This window comes from Paraburkholderia caffeinilytica, assembly GCF_051027425.1.
GTDB classification, from domain to species: domain Bacteria; phylum Pseudomonadota; class Gammaproteobacteria; order Burkholderiales; family Burkholderiaceae; genus Paraburkholderia; species Paraburkholderia caffeinilytica_A.
The window spans coordinates 3,013,344-3,026,039 of sequence record NZ_CP186553.1 but is presented as its reverse complement, the minus strand read 5'-3'; the positions used below and the strand labels follow the sequence as shown (position 1 = coordinate 3,026,039).

General features: G+C 58.9%; 15 protein-coding genes. 10 read left to right on the top strand and 5 right to left on the bottom strand.

All coding sequences use genetic code 11. The features are described 5' to 3' along the window. Positions 1–31: 31 nt before the first annotated feature. Positions 32–922 carry a LysR family transcriptional regulator gene (locus ACOSV0_RS33900; RefSeq protein ID WP_434112078.1) on the top strand — a complete coding sequence of 297 codons (891 nt, stop codon included), beginning with the start codon at positions 32–34 and terminating at the stop codon, positions 920–922. A gap of 181 nt (positions 923–1,103) precedes the next feature. On the opposite strand, the gene ACOSV0_RS33895 is transcribed toward ACOSV0_RS33900, so the two are convergent. Beyond that, positions 1,104–1,454: a DoxX family protein gene (locus ACOSV0_RS33895; protein ID WP_434112076.1), complete on the bottom strand. Its 351-nt coding sequence runs from the start codon at positions 1,452–1,454 to the stop codon at positions 1,104–1,106. After that, a complete protein-coding gene (locus ACOSV0_RS33890; RefSeq protein ID WP_434112074.1) occupies positions 1,451–2,374 on the bottom strand; it encodes an NAD-dependent epimerase/dehydratase family protein in 924 nt (307 codons plus the stop codon). The genes ACOSV0_RS33895 and ACOSV0_RS33890 overlap by 4 nt, the downstream gene beginning before the upstream one ends. Before the next feature lie 128 nt (positions 2,375–2,502). On the opposite strand from ACOSV0_RS33890, the gene ACOSV0_RS33885 reads away from it, so the two are divergent. Together ACOSV0_RS33885 and ACOSV0_RS33880 are read left to right on the top strand one after the other, a co-directional pair. After that, positions 2,503–3,108 (top strand): TetR/AcrR family transcriptional regulator, encoded by a 606-nt coding sequence (locus tag ACOSV0_RS33885; RefSeq protein WP_434112072.1) that lies wholly within the window; start codon positions 2,503–2,505, stop codon positions 3,106–3,108. Positions 3,109–3,240: 132 nt separating this feature from the next. Next, the gene (locus ACOSV0_RS33880; RefSeq protein ID WP_434112070.1) at positions 3,241–3,804 is read left to right on the top strand and encodes an isochorismatase family protein; all 564 of its coding nucleotides are present in this window, start codon (positions 3,241–3,243) and stop codon (positions 3,802–3,804) included. Between the two features lie 860 nt (positions 3,805–4,664). On the opposite strand, the gene ACOSV0_RS33875 is transcribed toward ACOSV0_RS33880, so the two are convergent. After that, the gene (locus ACOSV0_RS33875; protein WP_434112068.1) at positions 4,665–5,264 is read right to left on the bottom strand and encodes a hypothetical protein; all 600 of its coding nucleotides are present in this window, start codon (positions 5,262–5,264) and stop codon (positions 4,665–4,667) included. 362 nt (positions 5,265–5,626) lie between these two features. Continuing rightward, positions 5,627–6,547 carry a LysR family transcriptional regulator gene (locus ACOSV0_RS33870; RefSeq protein ID WP_434112066.1) on the bottom strand — a complete coding sequence of 307 codons (921 nt, stop codon included), beginning with the start codon at positions 6,545–6,547 and terminating at the stop codon, positions 5,627–5,629. A 258-nt stretch (positions 6,548–6,805) separates the two neighbouring features. Here ACOSV0_RS33870 and ACOSV0_RS33865 point away from each other — a divergent pair, with 258 nt between their 5' ends. Then, on the top strand, positions 6,806–7,579 hold the full coding sequence (locus ACOSV0_RS33865) for an SDR family oxidoreductase (RefSeq protein WP_434112064.1): 774 nt from the start codon (positions 6,806–6,808) through the stop codon (positions 7,577–7,579). 362 nt (positions 7,580–7,941) lie between these two features. On the opposite strand, the gene ACOSV0_RS33860 is transcribed toward ACOSV0_RS33865, so the two are convergent. Then, positions 7,942–8,487, bottom strand: coding sequence for an arsinothricin resistance N-acetyltransferase ArsN1 family B (locus ACOSV0_RS33860; RefSeq protein ID WP_434112062.1), 546 nt, complete (start codon positions 8,485–8,487; stop codon positions 7,942–7,944). Positions 8,488–8,672: 185 nt separating this feature from the next. Between ACOSV0_RS33860 and ACOSV0_RS33855 the strand changes: the two genes are divergently transcribed. From ACOSV0_RS33855 to arsH, 6 genes are read left to right on the top strand one after another with little or no spacing between them, the layout of a single operon-like run. Beyond that, positions 8,673–9,005: an ArsR/SmtB family transcription factor gene (locus tag ACOSV0_RS33855; protein WP_434112060.1), complete on the top strand. Its 333-nt coding sequence runs from the start codon at positions 8,673–8,675 to the stop codon at positions 9,003–9,005. Next, a complete protein-coding gene (locus ACOSV0_RS33850; RefSeq protein ID WP_434112058.1) occupies positions 9,002–9,442 on the top strand; it encodes an ArsI/CadI family heavy metal resistance metalloenzyme in 441 nt (146 codons plus the stop codon). Before ACOSV0_RS33855 ends, ACOSV0_RS33850 begins: the two co-directional genes overlap by 4 nt. A gap of 27 nt (positions 9,443–9,469) precedes the next feature. Further along, complete coding sequence (locus ACOSV0_RS33845) at positions 9,470–9,991, top strand: arsenate reductase ArsC (RefSeq protein WP_434112057.1); 522 nt, start codon at positions 9,470–9,472, stop codon at positions 9,989–9,991. After that, the gene (gene arsB, locus ACOSV0_RS33840) at positions 9,978–11,063 is read left to right on the top strand and encodes an ACR3 family arsenite efflux transporter (protein WP_434112056.1); all 1,086 of its coding nucleotides are present in this window, start codon (positions 9,978–9,980) and stop codon (positions 11,061–11,063) included. Before ACOSV0_RS33845 ends, arsB begins: the two co-directional genes overlap by 14 nt. Continuing rightward, complete coding sequence (gene arsC, locus ACOSV0_RS33835) at positions 11,060–11,482, top strand: arsenate reductase (glutaredoxin) (protein ID WP_434112054.1); 423 nt, start codon at positions 11,060–11,062, stop codon at positions 11,480–11,482. Before arsB ends, arsC begins: the two co-directional genes overlap by 4 nt. Continuing rightward, positions 11,482–12,246: an arsenical resistance protein ArsH gene (arsH, locus tag ACOSV0_RS33830; protein ID WP_434112052.1), complete on the top strand. Its 765-nt coding sequence runs from the start codon at positions 11,482–11,484 to the stop codon at positions 12,244–12,246. The genes arsC and arsH overlap by 1 nt, the downstream gene beginning before the upstream one ends. Positions 12,247–12,696: the final 450 nt, after the last annotated feature.

The window sequence follows — 12,696 nt, the reverse complement described above, 5'->3', positions numbered from 1 at the left end:
ATTTGTTCACAGTCTCTGTCAAAAATTAGATATGTTCGATTGGCAAGATTTGCGTTACTTTCTCGTGCTGGCGCGCACCGGATCGCTCTCGGGCGCCGCAAGCGAGCTGTCTGTCGAACACGCTACCGTTGGTCGGCGTGTCACGTCGCTAGAGACTGCGCTCGGGTTGAAACTGATTCATCGGCTGCCCCGTAGCAGCCGTTTGACCGAGGATGGAAAAACGCTCGCCATGCTGGCGGGACCGATGGTCGACTGCGCGCAGACAGTCGAGGCCTATGCGCTGCGGGCATCGTCCGCCCTGTCTGGAACGGTCCGTCTCAGCGTGCCTCCTACGATCGGTAGCTATTGCATCTCGCCGCACATGCGCTCGTTCCGCGAGTCGCATCCGTCCGTGAAGATCGTCATGGAGGGCTCTCCCGACATTGCACCGCTGGACCGAGGCGTCGCGGATATCGCCATTCGTATGGTCAAGCCACAGGAAGGCAGCCTCGTCGCACGACGGATAGGCACGATCCGATTCGGTCTATATGCCAGCCTGGCCTATGCGGCTCGTCCTCCTGAACAATGGGAGTTCATCGCGTATGACTCGTCGCTGGATCACGTGAGACATCAAAGCTGGCTGCGGCAGTTTCTGGACGGGCGACCCATCGTATTCGAAACAAACGATGTGATTGGGCAGCAGATGGCGGTACGCAACGGCGTCGGCATTGCGGTCCTACCCACGATGATCGGCGATACCGACGCTGAACTGGTCAGGCTTCGCGTTGGGTCCGAGCCGCCGGAGACGGGCCTGTGGCTGGTGACTTATCCCGATCTGCGCCGTACGCCGGCTATCAAGGCTGTGATGGACTTTTTGGTGCGCTGCATTGGCCGCGAACCGCATTACGCAGATAATGTCGCGAGCACCAATTGTCGACGGTGATCTGCGGCAGGCGACCCAGAGCGTCCAGCCATCACCACAAAAAGCGGACGCATGGCGCACGTGATGAAGTTGGCATTGCTCCAATGCCGCTATCCGTGCGCGTATTTCAGGTACCTGCGGTACGGATTGCCCGCGCGGCCTGTTAGTGTCCCGGGCTCACTCGCCTCGCGGCGAGCAAGCCTCAACCACGGAGCGCCACGGTAGTCACAACGAGCGCCGAGAAGACCAGCGCAGGGGCGATATGCTGGAGCGACTCCCGGTTTCGTAGCAACGTGAAGAGCACGGCGACCAGGATCGCACTGGCCAGCGCGAGGCCCAGGACTCTGGTTTGTGGTCCAAAAAGAAGTGCCGCGCACAACAGCTCAAGCGCGCCGCAGAGCAAATGAAACCATGCCGGGTAACCCCAGCGCGCGAAGTCGCGCTTCACCGCGCCGAGTCCCGTGAGATTGACCACCCCGGCAATCGCGAACAGAACCGCAACGATCATCGCGAGAATCGATTCGACAGATGCACTGTTCCACACCATGGTCATGCTCCGTTGCTTTGCTGAAAGTGCTTTGGTGCGGAGAGGTCCGCAATCAGGCCGGGGCCATCGGGCTTCCACGCAAGAACTTGCCGGGCATGCTGGCCGCTGACTGTCTGGTCGAGCGCCAGTGCGTCGGCGAACGGTCCAAGCGATTGGCGAGCATTGTCGAGCGGCCAGGGTTCGACGCGATCGGCACCGACCGAGACCCGAATCGCTTCACCCATTTCGGCAACCGCAACGGCATCTTCCGTGACCACGTTGAAGATCTGTCCCGCGACCCGGCCGTCCCCGCTTGCCGCCCGCTCCATCGCGCTCAGGTAGGCCGTGGCGAGATCGTCGACGTGAACGGCAGGCCAGTGGTTGCGGCCATCGCCCACGATCCTCACACTGCCGGTCTGACGGGCCATGCCGGCAAGCATGCCGAAGACACCGCCGCCGTAGCCGTGCACCATCGCCGGCCTGAGGATTACTGCAGCAATCGAGCGGCGGGCTGCTAGCGCCAGTACCTGCTGCTCCACTGCGGGCCGCCAGGCGATGAGAGGTGTCGGGTTCAGCGCCGATGCTTCAGTCGCGGGCTCACCCTCCGTATTGCCGTAGACCCAGGTGCCCGACGTATAGACAAACGCCGCGCCCGGATGCAAATGCGAAAGCATCGCTACAACCGCGGCTTCATCGGCAGCAGCGGCGGAAGCGTCGTTGGTCGATGCGGTGTGCACCACGCCATCGGCGGCACCGGCAGTCGCAGCGAAAGACTGCGGCTCGCGCAGGTTGCCGGAATGCAGTGTCACACCGAGACGTGCCAGCGCGCCGGCGGCCGCCGAGCTGTCCTCGCGCACCAGCGCCGTCACCCGATGGCCGAGGCTGATTGCCTTGCGCGCGACCGCTTGCCCGATGAAGCCGGTACCACCTGTCATGAACAGTTTCAAAGCGTTCTCCAATGATTGCCTGCGAAGTTGAATAGTCATACAAACGAGACCCATCAGTCTCGTTTTGGCAAATCTAAACGAGACTGACCAGTCTTGTCAACTACTCGATGATCTGTTATTTATCTCGCATGGACACTTCTTCTCTCCCCGGCCTGAGCCCGCTGCAATGCCGCAAGCGGTCCGCAATCCTCGACGGCGCGAAAACCGTTTTCTTACGCGAGGGTTTCGGTTTTGCAACGATGGACGACGTCGCCTCGGCCGCCGGCGTCGGCAAACAGACGGTCTACCGCCACTTCAAGTCGAAGGAGGCGCTGTTCGTTGGCGTGGTGAGCGCGATGTGCGCTCAGGTGGGCGCGCTGCTTGCCGGCGCTCAGGGCGAACAATCCGATGGCGCCCCCGAGGTTGAGTTGCGCGAGTTGGGATGGGTGTTGGCGCAAATCCTTATCGCGCCGGATTATCTGCGGCTCTACCGGGCTATCGTTGCGGAGGCCGAGCGTCTTCCGGAACTCGGTCAGGTGTTTTACGAAAATGGTGCAAAGGGCGTACGTGCCTTCGCCGCAAAAATTCTGCGCAAGCGATTTGACGAATCGACTGCTGCATTGCGGGCTGCGACATTCGTTCAGTTGGTGCTAGGCGACGCGTATCTGGAACTGTCAGTGGGCTACACGGTGCCCGACGTTGAAGCACGCTTTGCGCTGCAGATCGACGAGGCGGTGGCGGCTGCACTTCGCTAAGGAGCGCCGCATAGGATGTCGAGTCACTGCATGCGGAACGCAACAGCGTGTAGCGCGGGAAGCAAGGCGGCCCTCGCATTGCGAGCAGTAAATCCCGCTAAGATATGCTCTTTCCTCAGGAGGTCTCTGCTCGTGACTACGATAGCCGATCGCCCCAACACCGCACTTGTCGTTATCGATCTTCAAAATGAAGTCGTCGCGAATGCATATCGGCGTCATGAAGTGCTCAACGCAGTCAACATGCTCGTCGAGCGGGCACGCACCGCGAACGTGCCGGTTATCTGGATTCAGCACGCCGACGAAGACCTCAAGGCGGGCAGCGAAGCATGGCAGATCGTTGCCGAACTTGCTCCGGCGCCAAGGGAAGCGATTGTCGCAAAAAGCTATCGAGACGCGTTTGAAGGCACCGATCTCGAGGAGGTGCTATCCAGCCTCGGCGTAGGCAAACTCATTGTGACCGGAGCGCAGACGGACATGTGCGTACGCTCGACTCTGCATGGCGCACTCGCGCGCGGTTATGACGCGGCCCTTGTCAGCGATGCCCATACGACGGATGACATGACGGAGAGGGGCGCGCCGCCACCGGATGCCGTGATCAGGCACACCAATCTGTACTGGAGCAATCAAAGGGCGCCAGGCCGCTCGGGCGGAGTCATCGAGAGTAAAGACGTGGATTTCACGCTCTGCGGTTCCTGAATTCGGCGCGCAACTGGTCAAGCCGAATGCAACTGTCCGCTGGGCGGCCGGCGTCCGCGTAATTCGGACATTACGTTTACGGCTCCGGGTGACCGCTCATGGCCGAACCAAGCACGATGGCGAGTCGTGCACCCGAAACAAGCCTTTTGACCCGCGCCGTACCCTGTTCGCTCAGGAGAAACGCCGAAGCCAATTCCCGGGGCGTGCCGGATGCCTGTCTGCGGGGGCTGAAGATATCGAATGCTCGCTGGCCGACGATAGTGAATGGCTGTCTGTCGTTGCGGGAACCAGGATGTTGGATGCCTGGTAAAGACAGATCCACTCGGTTCTCTCCCGCTCAAGCGGATCTGATTCACGTATCCAGTTGAAGCCGCAGTGTTTGCAGCGATAGCGATGAAGAACAACTGGCGGCCGGCCGAAAGGGCGAAGAATCGATGGGGCGCGATATGCCAGCAACCCGTCGTGGGGAGCGTCTGAATCGCCAATCAACAATTTCTGGCACGCTTCGCAGGACATGGGATCCAGAAGCCAATGAGGGCGAGCGTCGAAGATAGCACGTCTGCGGAGACGGACAAGATATTCTTTCGAAAAAATACCCACTTGGTGGCGGGCTGAATCCATATCTGACAGGGCCTGCGCGTATGATTCCTTTCCTCGACTATCGCTGATCGAAAGACCCGGCAATGTGATTTTGAACGGTTCAGATCGATCCGAAGCGGCCTTCAACGATTCTCTGGAACGGACATTCACGCACGGGCAAAAATTCGAACCTTCCAGATGAATTACAAGATGAGCCAACCCTACGTGTTTGGCTGACTCACCGATGCTCAAGTGGCACTACGCAATTTCTACCGCCAGCTCTATCGCTCGGTTCTACCCTTTTGGTTCTCTGACGTCCGTGAGTATGCCTTCTTCGTCGTCTCACTCATGACGCGAAACAGAAGGTCTTTTCCTTTCTGTTCAATTCGTTCGAGATCATCCACGGTCAGAATTGTTATTTCATCTTTGAATGAATTCAGGAGTGCCTCGGTGTCGATATCGGTCTTGTTTGGCACCTCGACAATGAATTTTGAGAGTGTTGCCATCGGCATGCGATACACAATATCAAGCTTATCCTCGCACGATCCCCATAGGCCGTGGGCAATGGCATTCCGCTCCTCGGCGTACGAAAGCACGTCTTTCATCAACTCGTCGAAGTCGTGTCGAAGCGACACATCAAGAACCTCCTTGCCGATTCGCCTGACAGCCTGGACCCTGCTGCTGTTGTTTTTGAAGGTTTCAAGAATTGCGAGCGCCGCACGATGGTCGTCGTGCATCATCAACCCTAACAGGCCCGTGATGGAACTTTCGATCAAGGACCAGCTTGTAAAAATGCGGCCGAGTATGGCTGCATGAGCAGGGCGATCCACCAACGCTAGTTCGCTAAAAGCGATTCCTTCGATTTTGATCCCGATCGGCATAGGTTCCTCCAGATAGTCGCGGCTTACGCGACTCAATAGCCTGCGCAAGAGTCAAGGGTTGTTTCGTGCAAACTGAAAGCCGGCTGCGCTCGATAACGAGGATCGCCAAGCCATTCCTTGATTGTCAGCGATCCAGTTGATGCTGTCGATCGGCTGCTTTTTGCCGAACTCTGCCCATGAAGACCGGCTCGGTTCGCCCCGACGCGGTCTATGGTCTATCGCGATAAGCCCGTTAGCGTCCGCATTCTGGATTGGAACGGACGCGTGAACCGCGCCTCCATGGTATTCGTCCTTGCCAACCAACTGCTGTCAAAAATGTTCGCCGCCGTGCGAGGAAGAATCGACACCTGGATCGGCCGGCTTCATTTTCTTCCGCCCGAATCGCAAATGAGTTGCTCTTTCAACAGCGCATCGAGCCAGTCGGCGAACACCTGAACCCTGCGCGACAGATGTTGCCGATGCGGATAGAGCAGGTTCATCGGCATGGGCGCGGCCCGGTATGCGGGCATCACCTCGATCAGTTCGCCCGCACGCAGATGTTGCTGCACGTCATAGGCAGGAATCTGGATCAAGCCGAGTCCTGCAAGACAACATGCGATATATGCCTCCGCGCTGTTGACCGTCACGCGGCCTTGCGTTGTCAACGTCCTTGCGGTTTCGCCGTCGAGCCATTCCCAGGGCCCGATACGTCCGTTCGATGGCGACGCATACTGAACGACCTGGTGGGTTCCCATGTCGGCCGGCGTGTATGGCGTACCGTGATGCGACAAGTAGAGAGGGCTCGCAACGTTGATGAGCGGCAGATTGCCAATGGGACGCGCGATCATGCCGGAATCCTGCGGCTTACCTACGCGCAGCACGCAGTCGACGCGTTCTTCGACAAGGTCGATCGCGCGATCGGTCAGGCCGAGCGCGATGTCGATGTTCGGATAGGAAGCGAGGAATCCCGGCAGTGCGGGCGCGATGATCAACCGGCCTATACGGCCCGGCACGTCGACGCGTAGCGTGCCGCTCGGTCCTACCGAGGTCTGCCGGAACAGGTTCTCTGTCTCCTCGACATCGGCGATCAGGCGCAGGCAGCGCTCATAGAGCGCGGCGCCGTCCTGCGTCGGCGACACCTTACGCGTTGTCCGATGCAGCAAGCGGGCGCCGATCCGTCCTTCCAGCTCCTGAATCGCCGCGGATACCGACGAACGAGGCAAGCCGAGCGTGTCCGCCGCGCGCGTGAAATTCGCGCATTCGACAACGCGCGCGAAGACGCGAAACAGGTCAATACGATCCACGTTCGCTACCGCCTTAGTAAGCGCGCAGCTCGACGTCGTGCCGAGCTTTCTGCGCGGGATACCGTAGTCCATCGGTCCGGCACGTGTACGCGTACGCGCCGCCAGTCTCGTTCGCCGCCATGTCCAGGCACGCCTTTCTACTGTTCGACTTTTCTGACCAGTGATGTCAGAAACAGCAGGTTTAAATGGTTTTTCTGGAATATATCATCCAGCAGGATGAGAGGCTGCATAGGGCGGCTTCAGCACCGGGGACGAACCATGGCAAACCACAGCATCAAAGGCAAGACCGTCGTTATTGCGGGCGGGGCGAAAAATCTCGGTGGGTTGATTGCACGGGATCTCGCTGCACAGGGCGCCAAGGCAGTGGCGATCCACTACAACAGCGCGAGCTCAAAGGCCGCGGCGGACGAGACACTTGCGGCGATCGAGTCGGCAGGCGCCACGGCAGTCGCTTTCCAGGCCGATCTGACCTCGGCAGGGGCGGTCGAGAAACTGTTTTCGGATGTCGTCGCGGCCGTCGGCCGCCCTGATATTGCGATCAATACGGTCGGTAAAGTATTGAAGAAGCCGTTCGTCGACATCACCGAGGCTGAATACGATGAAATGACGGCGGTGAATTCCAAGTCCGCGTTCTTCTTTCTCAAGGAGGCAGGCAAGCACGTCAACGACAACGGCAAAATCGTCACGCTCGTCACGTCGCTGCTTGGCGCGTTCACACCGTTCTATGCTGCCTATGCGGGTACCAAGGCGCCGGTCGAACATTTCACGCGCGCGGCGGCCAAGGAATTCGGCGCACGCGGCATCTCGGTGACAGCCATCGGCCCCGGGCCCATGGACACGCCATTCTTCTATCCCGCCGAAGGCGCGGACGCGGTGGCTTACCACAAGACGGCCGCCGCACTCTCGCCGTTCTCTACGACTGGCTTGACCGACATCGAGGATGTGGTGCCCTTCATTCGCCATCTGGTCAGCGACGGATGGTGGATTACGGGGCAAACCATTCTGATAAACGGCGGCTATACGACCAAGTAAGTGCGCGAATGAAATCTCTCTTTCGAATTTCGTTATCGAATGAGTGAGGCCCGAGACATCTTCGAACGTGACGACAACTTGATGAAGGTTCGCTTTTCCTGGTCTTCTCGAGTGCGCAGATCGATGCCGATTGTCAACGATTCCGGATCTTCCATCGGGCGTCTCCTGTTCCCGTACTGAGTCTGACGGCGACCGGTTCAGGTCGCCTCACGACTGCCTGTCGCGGCGTCTCAAGCCGGTCGCAAAGCTGACGCTCGGAGCGGTTCCTGGACGGGAGCGCAATCGGATTACGACAGCACGGAACCACGTGTCCCTCACACGCTTGGCCAGGTCGATATTATTTTTGTAGTCAACCGAAGCTTTCAGAAATTGCCGGATGCGTCAAAAGCGCTCGGCGCGACAGGTTCACTCGCATAGGAACGCAGCGTCTTTTGCCACCAACCGACATCTCGCCATGCGCCGAGCTTGAAACCGACCTTTTCATAGACGCCGATATGTTTGAATCCAACCGCTTCATGCAACGCAACACTGGCGGCGTTCGGTAGTGCGATGCCTGCGAACGCCTGCGCGTAGCCGAGCTTCGTTAGCTCCATCAGCAGGCCTTCGTACAGTTTGCGCCCGACACCTTGTCCTCGACTGGCTGCGCGGACGTAGACCGTCGTATCGACCGACCATTGGTAGGCCGGCCTCTCCCGATGAGTACCGGCATAGGCATAACCACTCACCAGACCCGCATCATCGAGACTGACCAGCCACGGGAACCGTCGCAATGTCTCGATTAATCGCCGGTGCATCTCGGCCTCTGTCGGGGGTTCAAGTTCGAAAGAGATGGCGGAGCCTGCTACTACCGGAGCGTAAATCGTCGAGATGGCCTCGGCGTCGTCGGGCGTCGCGATGCGTAGTCGCATGGGGCCTCCATGTCTGATGGATGGAAAGGATCTGATTTTGGAACGCCAATTATCGAACGTACATTGCGCGCCCTGACCAGCCGAACCTCAGCGCAACGTAGGTGACGCGTTCAGGATCAGCGGCATTCACTTCGATATTTCAATAATACTTGAAATATCGAAGTGAATGATCTATTGTTCCGGGCATGGACTCAAACCTCGTTGTACGCGCCCTGAGCGCGCTCGCCCATGAATCGCGCCTTGCGATCTTCCGCCTGCTGGTTGTCGCAGGCCCGGATGGCATGGCTGCCGGCGAAATCGCGCAGCAGGTAGGGCTATCCCCCTCAAGCCTGTCCTTCCACCTGAAGGACCTGTCACATGCTGATCTGGTGAAGCCGCAACAGCAGGGGCGGTTCGTCATCTACACGGCGAACTTCGACGCCATGACGGGCCTGATTGGCTTCCTGACGGAGAACTGCTGTGCGGGCGCGACCTGTGCCGCGAGCGATCTCCCCAACTGCTGCGGAGACACACCATGAAGCGTATGCATATCCATGTTGCGGTCGAGAACCTGGGCGACAGCATCCGGTTTTACCGTGCCATGTTCGGCGACGCAGAGCCGACGGTCTTGAAGAGCGATTACTGTAAGTGGGAGTTGACCAATCCGGCCGTCAACTTCGCTATTTCGCAGCGTGGGGCGAAGCCGGGTGTTGACCACCTTGGCATTCAGGTAGAAACCGACGCGGAGCTGGCCGAGATGAATGCACGCTTCGCCGCCGCGGAAATGCCAGTCCAGCCACAGATGGACACAACCTGCTGCTATGCGCGGTCGGATAAAGCGTGGACGACTGATCCGCAGGGCGTCGCGTGGGAAACGTTTCGAACACTTGGAGCCGCACCGGTCTACGGTCATTCGCGCGACCAATCGCAAACCCTTGCGCAATCGTCGGCCGCATGCTGCATAGCGGCCAAGTAATTCCATCGTGATCTTCAGGAGCCGCCAGTGAGCGACAAACCTTACTCGATTCTCATTCTTTGCACGGGCAACAGCTCGCGCAGCATCATGGCCGAAGCGCTATTCAACGTGCTGGGAAAGGGTAAGTTTCAGGCGTATAGCGCGGGTAGTCATCCATCTGGGGCAGTGAATCCGTTCGCCGTCGAGCGGTGCGAAGCGTTGGGCTATGACACCGCGAAGCTGCGTAGCAAGAGCTGGGATGAGTTTGCTACCCCTGACGCCCCGCACATGGATTTCATTATCACGGTGTGCGACCAGGCTGCGGGCGAAGTCTGTCCGATCTGGCCAGGCCACCCGATGACTGCGCATTGGGGCTTCGAAGACCCGGCAGCATTTGAGGGTAGTGATGACGAAAAGCGGAAGGTCTTCAGTAAGGTTTATCGGCAGATCATGAACCGGGTGAGCCAGTTTGTGAATCTGCCATTGCATGTGCTGGACCGCAATGCGATTCAGCGCGAAATGCGTGCGATCGGTGAGAAGCCGGCAGAGGAGTCAGATGAGCAGCACTGATACAGCAATCGCCAGTACACGGCCGGCGATTGGATTTTTCGAGCGTTACCTGACCGTCTGGGTCGCGCTCTGCATCGTTGGCGGCATCCTGTTCGGACAGGTATTTCCTCAACTCTTCCAGGCAATCGGCCGCATGGAAGTGGCACAGGTGAATCTTCCGGTCGGCGTGCTGATCTGGGTGATGATCATCCCGATGCTGGTCAAGATTGATTTTTCCGCGATGACCCAGGTTAAGAGCCAATGGCGCGGCATCGGCGTCACGCTATTCGTGAACTGGTTCGTCAAACCATTCTCGATGGCATTGCTCGGCTGGATCTTCATCCGCCACGTATTCGCGCCGTGGCTTCCTGCCGACCAGCTCGACAGCTATATCGCCGGCCTGATCCTGCTGGCCGCCGCCCCCTGCACGGCGATGGTGTTTGTGTGGTCGCAACTCTGCAAGGGCGATCCGTACTTCACGTTATCGCAAGTCGCACTCAACGACTCGATCATGATCGTCGCCTTCGCACCGCTCGTTGCGCTGCTGCTCGGCCTGTCGGCAATCACGGTGCCGTGGGATACGCTGATCATTTCGGTTGTGCTGTACATCGTCATCCCGGTCATCCTCGCCCAGTTGTTGCGCCGACGTCTGCTGACCAGAGGCGAAACGTATTTCCGGCAAGCGGTTGCCCATCTCGGCCCGTATTCGATTAGCGCACTGCTCGCGACTCTGGTGCTGCTATTTGCGTTTCAGGGGCAGGCGATCGTTAAGGAACCACTGGTTATCGCCATGCTCGCGGTACCGATCTTGATCCAGGTGTTTTTCAATTCGGGCCTCGCGTACCTCCTGAATCGACGGCTCGGCGTTGCGCACTGTGTTGCCGGTCCGTCGAGTCTGATCGGCGCCAGCAATTTCTTTGAGCTGGCGGTCGCCACGGCAATCAGTCTGTTTGGTTTCCATTCCGGTGCAGCGCTTGCAACGGTGGTAGGCGTACTGATCGAAGTGCCGGTCATGCTGTTCGTCGTTGGCATTGTCAATCGCTCCCAGCATTGGTACGAAGCAAATCACGGCATTAAGGGACAGCAGTTATGAGCGTCACGATTTATCACAACCCCGATTGCGGCACGTCGCGCAACTCGCTGGCAATGATCCGCAATGCGGGGATCGAGCCGGAAATCATCGAGTATCTGAAGAACCCGCCCGATCGCGCTACGTTGAAAAGTCTGATCGAACGCGCGGGCCTCACCGTGCGCGCCACGCTGCGCGAGAAGGGCACGCCGTATGCCGAACTCGGCCTCGCCGACACCTCGTTAAGCGATGACCAGTTGCTCGACGCAATGATGGAACATCCGATCCTCATTAACCGCCCGTTTGTTGTCACGCCGCTTGGTGTGCGCCTTTGCCGGCCCTCGGAGTTGGTGCTCGACATCCTGCCTGCTGGACAGAAAGGCGCATTTACGAAAGAGGACGGCGAGCAGGTGGTCGATAGCGAAGGAAAGAGGCTTCTCTAATGACGCAAGATATTCCGAACGTCAGCGCCCCACACCTGGACACACCTGATTTGCAGAAGCTGGACTCACGCACGGTTTCGCAACACGCGCCGAGAATCCTTTTGCTGTTTGGTTCGCTGCGCTCGACCTCATACAGCCGCCTTCTCACGCTTGAAGCCGAACGCATTTTGCGCCACTTCGGCGCGGAAACCCGGGTGTTCGATCCACATGGCTTACCGCTTGTGGACAGCGTGCCGGCCGATCATCCAAAGGTGGTCGAGCTGCGCAAGCTCTCGGAGTGGTCGGAAGGGCAGGTGTGGTGCAGCCCGGAACGTCACGGAACCCTGACGGCGGTATTCAAGAACCAGATCGACTGGCTACCGCTTGAAAGCGGCGGCGTTCGTCCAACGCAAGGTCGCACGCTTGCGGTGATGCAGGTGTGCGGCGGCTCGCAATCGTTCAACGCCGTGAACGCGCTGCGCATTCTCGGCCGATGGATGCGTATGGTGACGATCCCGAATCAGTCGTCAGTGGCAAAGGCCTGGCAGGAGTTCGACGCCAATGGCCGGATGAAACCATCCGCCTATTACGATCGCGTCGTCGACGTAATGGAAGAGTTGTACAAGTTCACGCTGTTGGTACGCGACCGGTCCGACTATCTGACCGATCGCTACAGTGAACGGAAAGAAGCGCATCCGGAGCTTGCAACGGCACTGGCAGCCGCCGCCATGAATCAGGAAGCAGTGACCGCCAATGCAGACACTGACGACAACGAAACGGAGTGACAGCGACGGCGGGCGGGGTGCCATTGCGACATGGGCGCTGACCTGAACAAGATCTAATTTCAACGGCTCCTTTGGGCCGAGCCGGGACGAAAGCCGACCGGCCCAGCTCGGTCCTTCGCTTTTTCGCGAGGCGATCATTTAGCGTTGGGACGAATTCGGCCATCTGGCGCGTTATGGCAGGCTAGGCCAGCTGCTGTTATACGGGCATGCAATCAGCCGGTGTGCCGTAAGCCGCTGCCAGGAAGCGGCCAGAACGAGGCCAGAACGAGACCAGGGATAGGCCAGGAAGAAAAAAAGACCGCTGCCCTTACGGACAGCGGTCTTTTTTACGATGTGCGGCGAATAAAGGACTCGGCTAGTCGCGAACCTGTGGCGTCGGTCACAACTACAACTGCGCCTCACGCGATCGAGACGCCTCGTCAGTGCGCCTGGTTGTCACCTCCAACAACT

What these genes read in the sequence shown, in the direction of transcription:
- ACOSV0_RS33900 (WP_434112078.1), top strand. Translation starts at nt 32, where the DNA reads ATGTTCGATTGGCAAGATTTGCGTTACTTTCTCGTGCTGGCGCGCACC.
- ACOSV0_RS33895 (WP_434112076.1), bottom strand. Translation starts at nt 1,454, where the DNA reads ATGACCATGGTGTGGAACAGTGCATCTGTCGAATCGATTCTCGCGATG.
- ACOSV0_RS33885 (WP_434112072.1), top strand. Translation starts at nt 2,503, where the DNA reads ATGGACACTTCTTCTCTCCCCGGCCTGAGCCCGCTGCAATGCCGCAAG.
- ACOSV0_RS33875 (WP_434112068.1), bottom strand. Translation starts at nt 5,264, where the DNA reads ATGCCGATCGGGATCAAAATCGAAGGAATCGCTTTTAGCGAACTAGCG.
- ACOSV0_RS33865 (WP_434112064.1), top strand. Translation starts at nt 6,806, where the DNA reads ATGGCAAACCACAGCATCAAAGGCAAGACCGTCGTTATTGCGGGCGGG.
- ACOSV0_RS33860 (WP_434112062.1), bottom strand. Translation starts at nt 8,487, where the DNA reads ATGCGACTACGCATCGCGACGCCCGACGACGCCGAGGCCATCTCGACG.
- ACOSV0_RS33855 (WP_434112060.1), top strand. Translation starts at nt 8,673, where the DNA reads ATGGACTCAAACCTCGTTGTACGCGCCCTGAGCGCGCTCGCCCATGAA.
- ACOSV0_RS33850 (WP_434112058.1), top strand. Translation starts at nt 9,002, where the DNA reads ATGAAGCGTATGCATATCCATGTTGCGGTCGAGAACCTGGGCGACAGC.
- arsB (WP_434112056.1), top strand. Translation starts at nt 9,978, where the DNA reads ATGAGCAGCACTGATACAGCAATCGCCAGTACACGGCCGGCGATTGGA.
- arsC (WP_434112054.1), top strand. Translation starts at nt 11,060, where the DNA reads ATGAGCGTCACGATTTATCACAACCCCGATTGCGGCACGTCGCGCAAC.
- arsH (WP_434112052.1), top strand. Translation starts at nt 11,482, where the DNA reads ATGACGCAAGATATTCCGAACGTCAGCGCCCCACACCTGGACACACCT.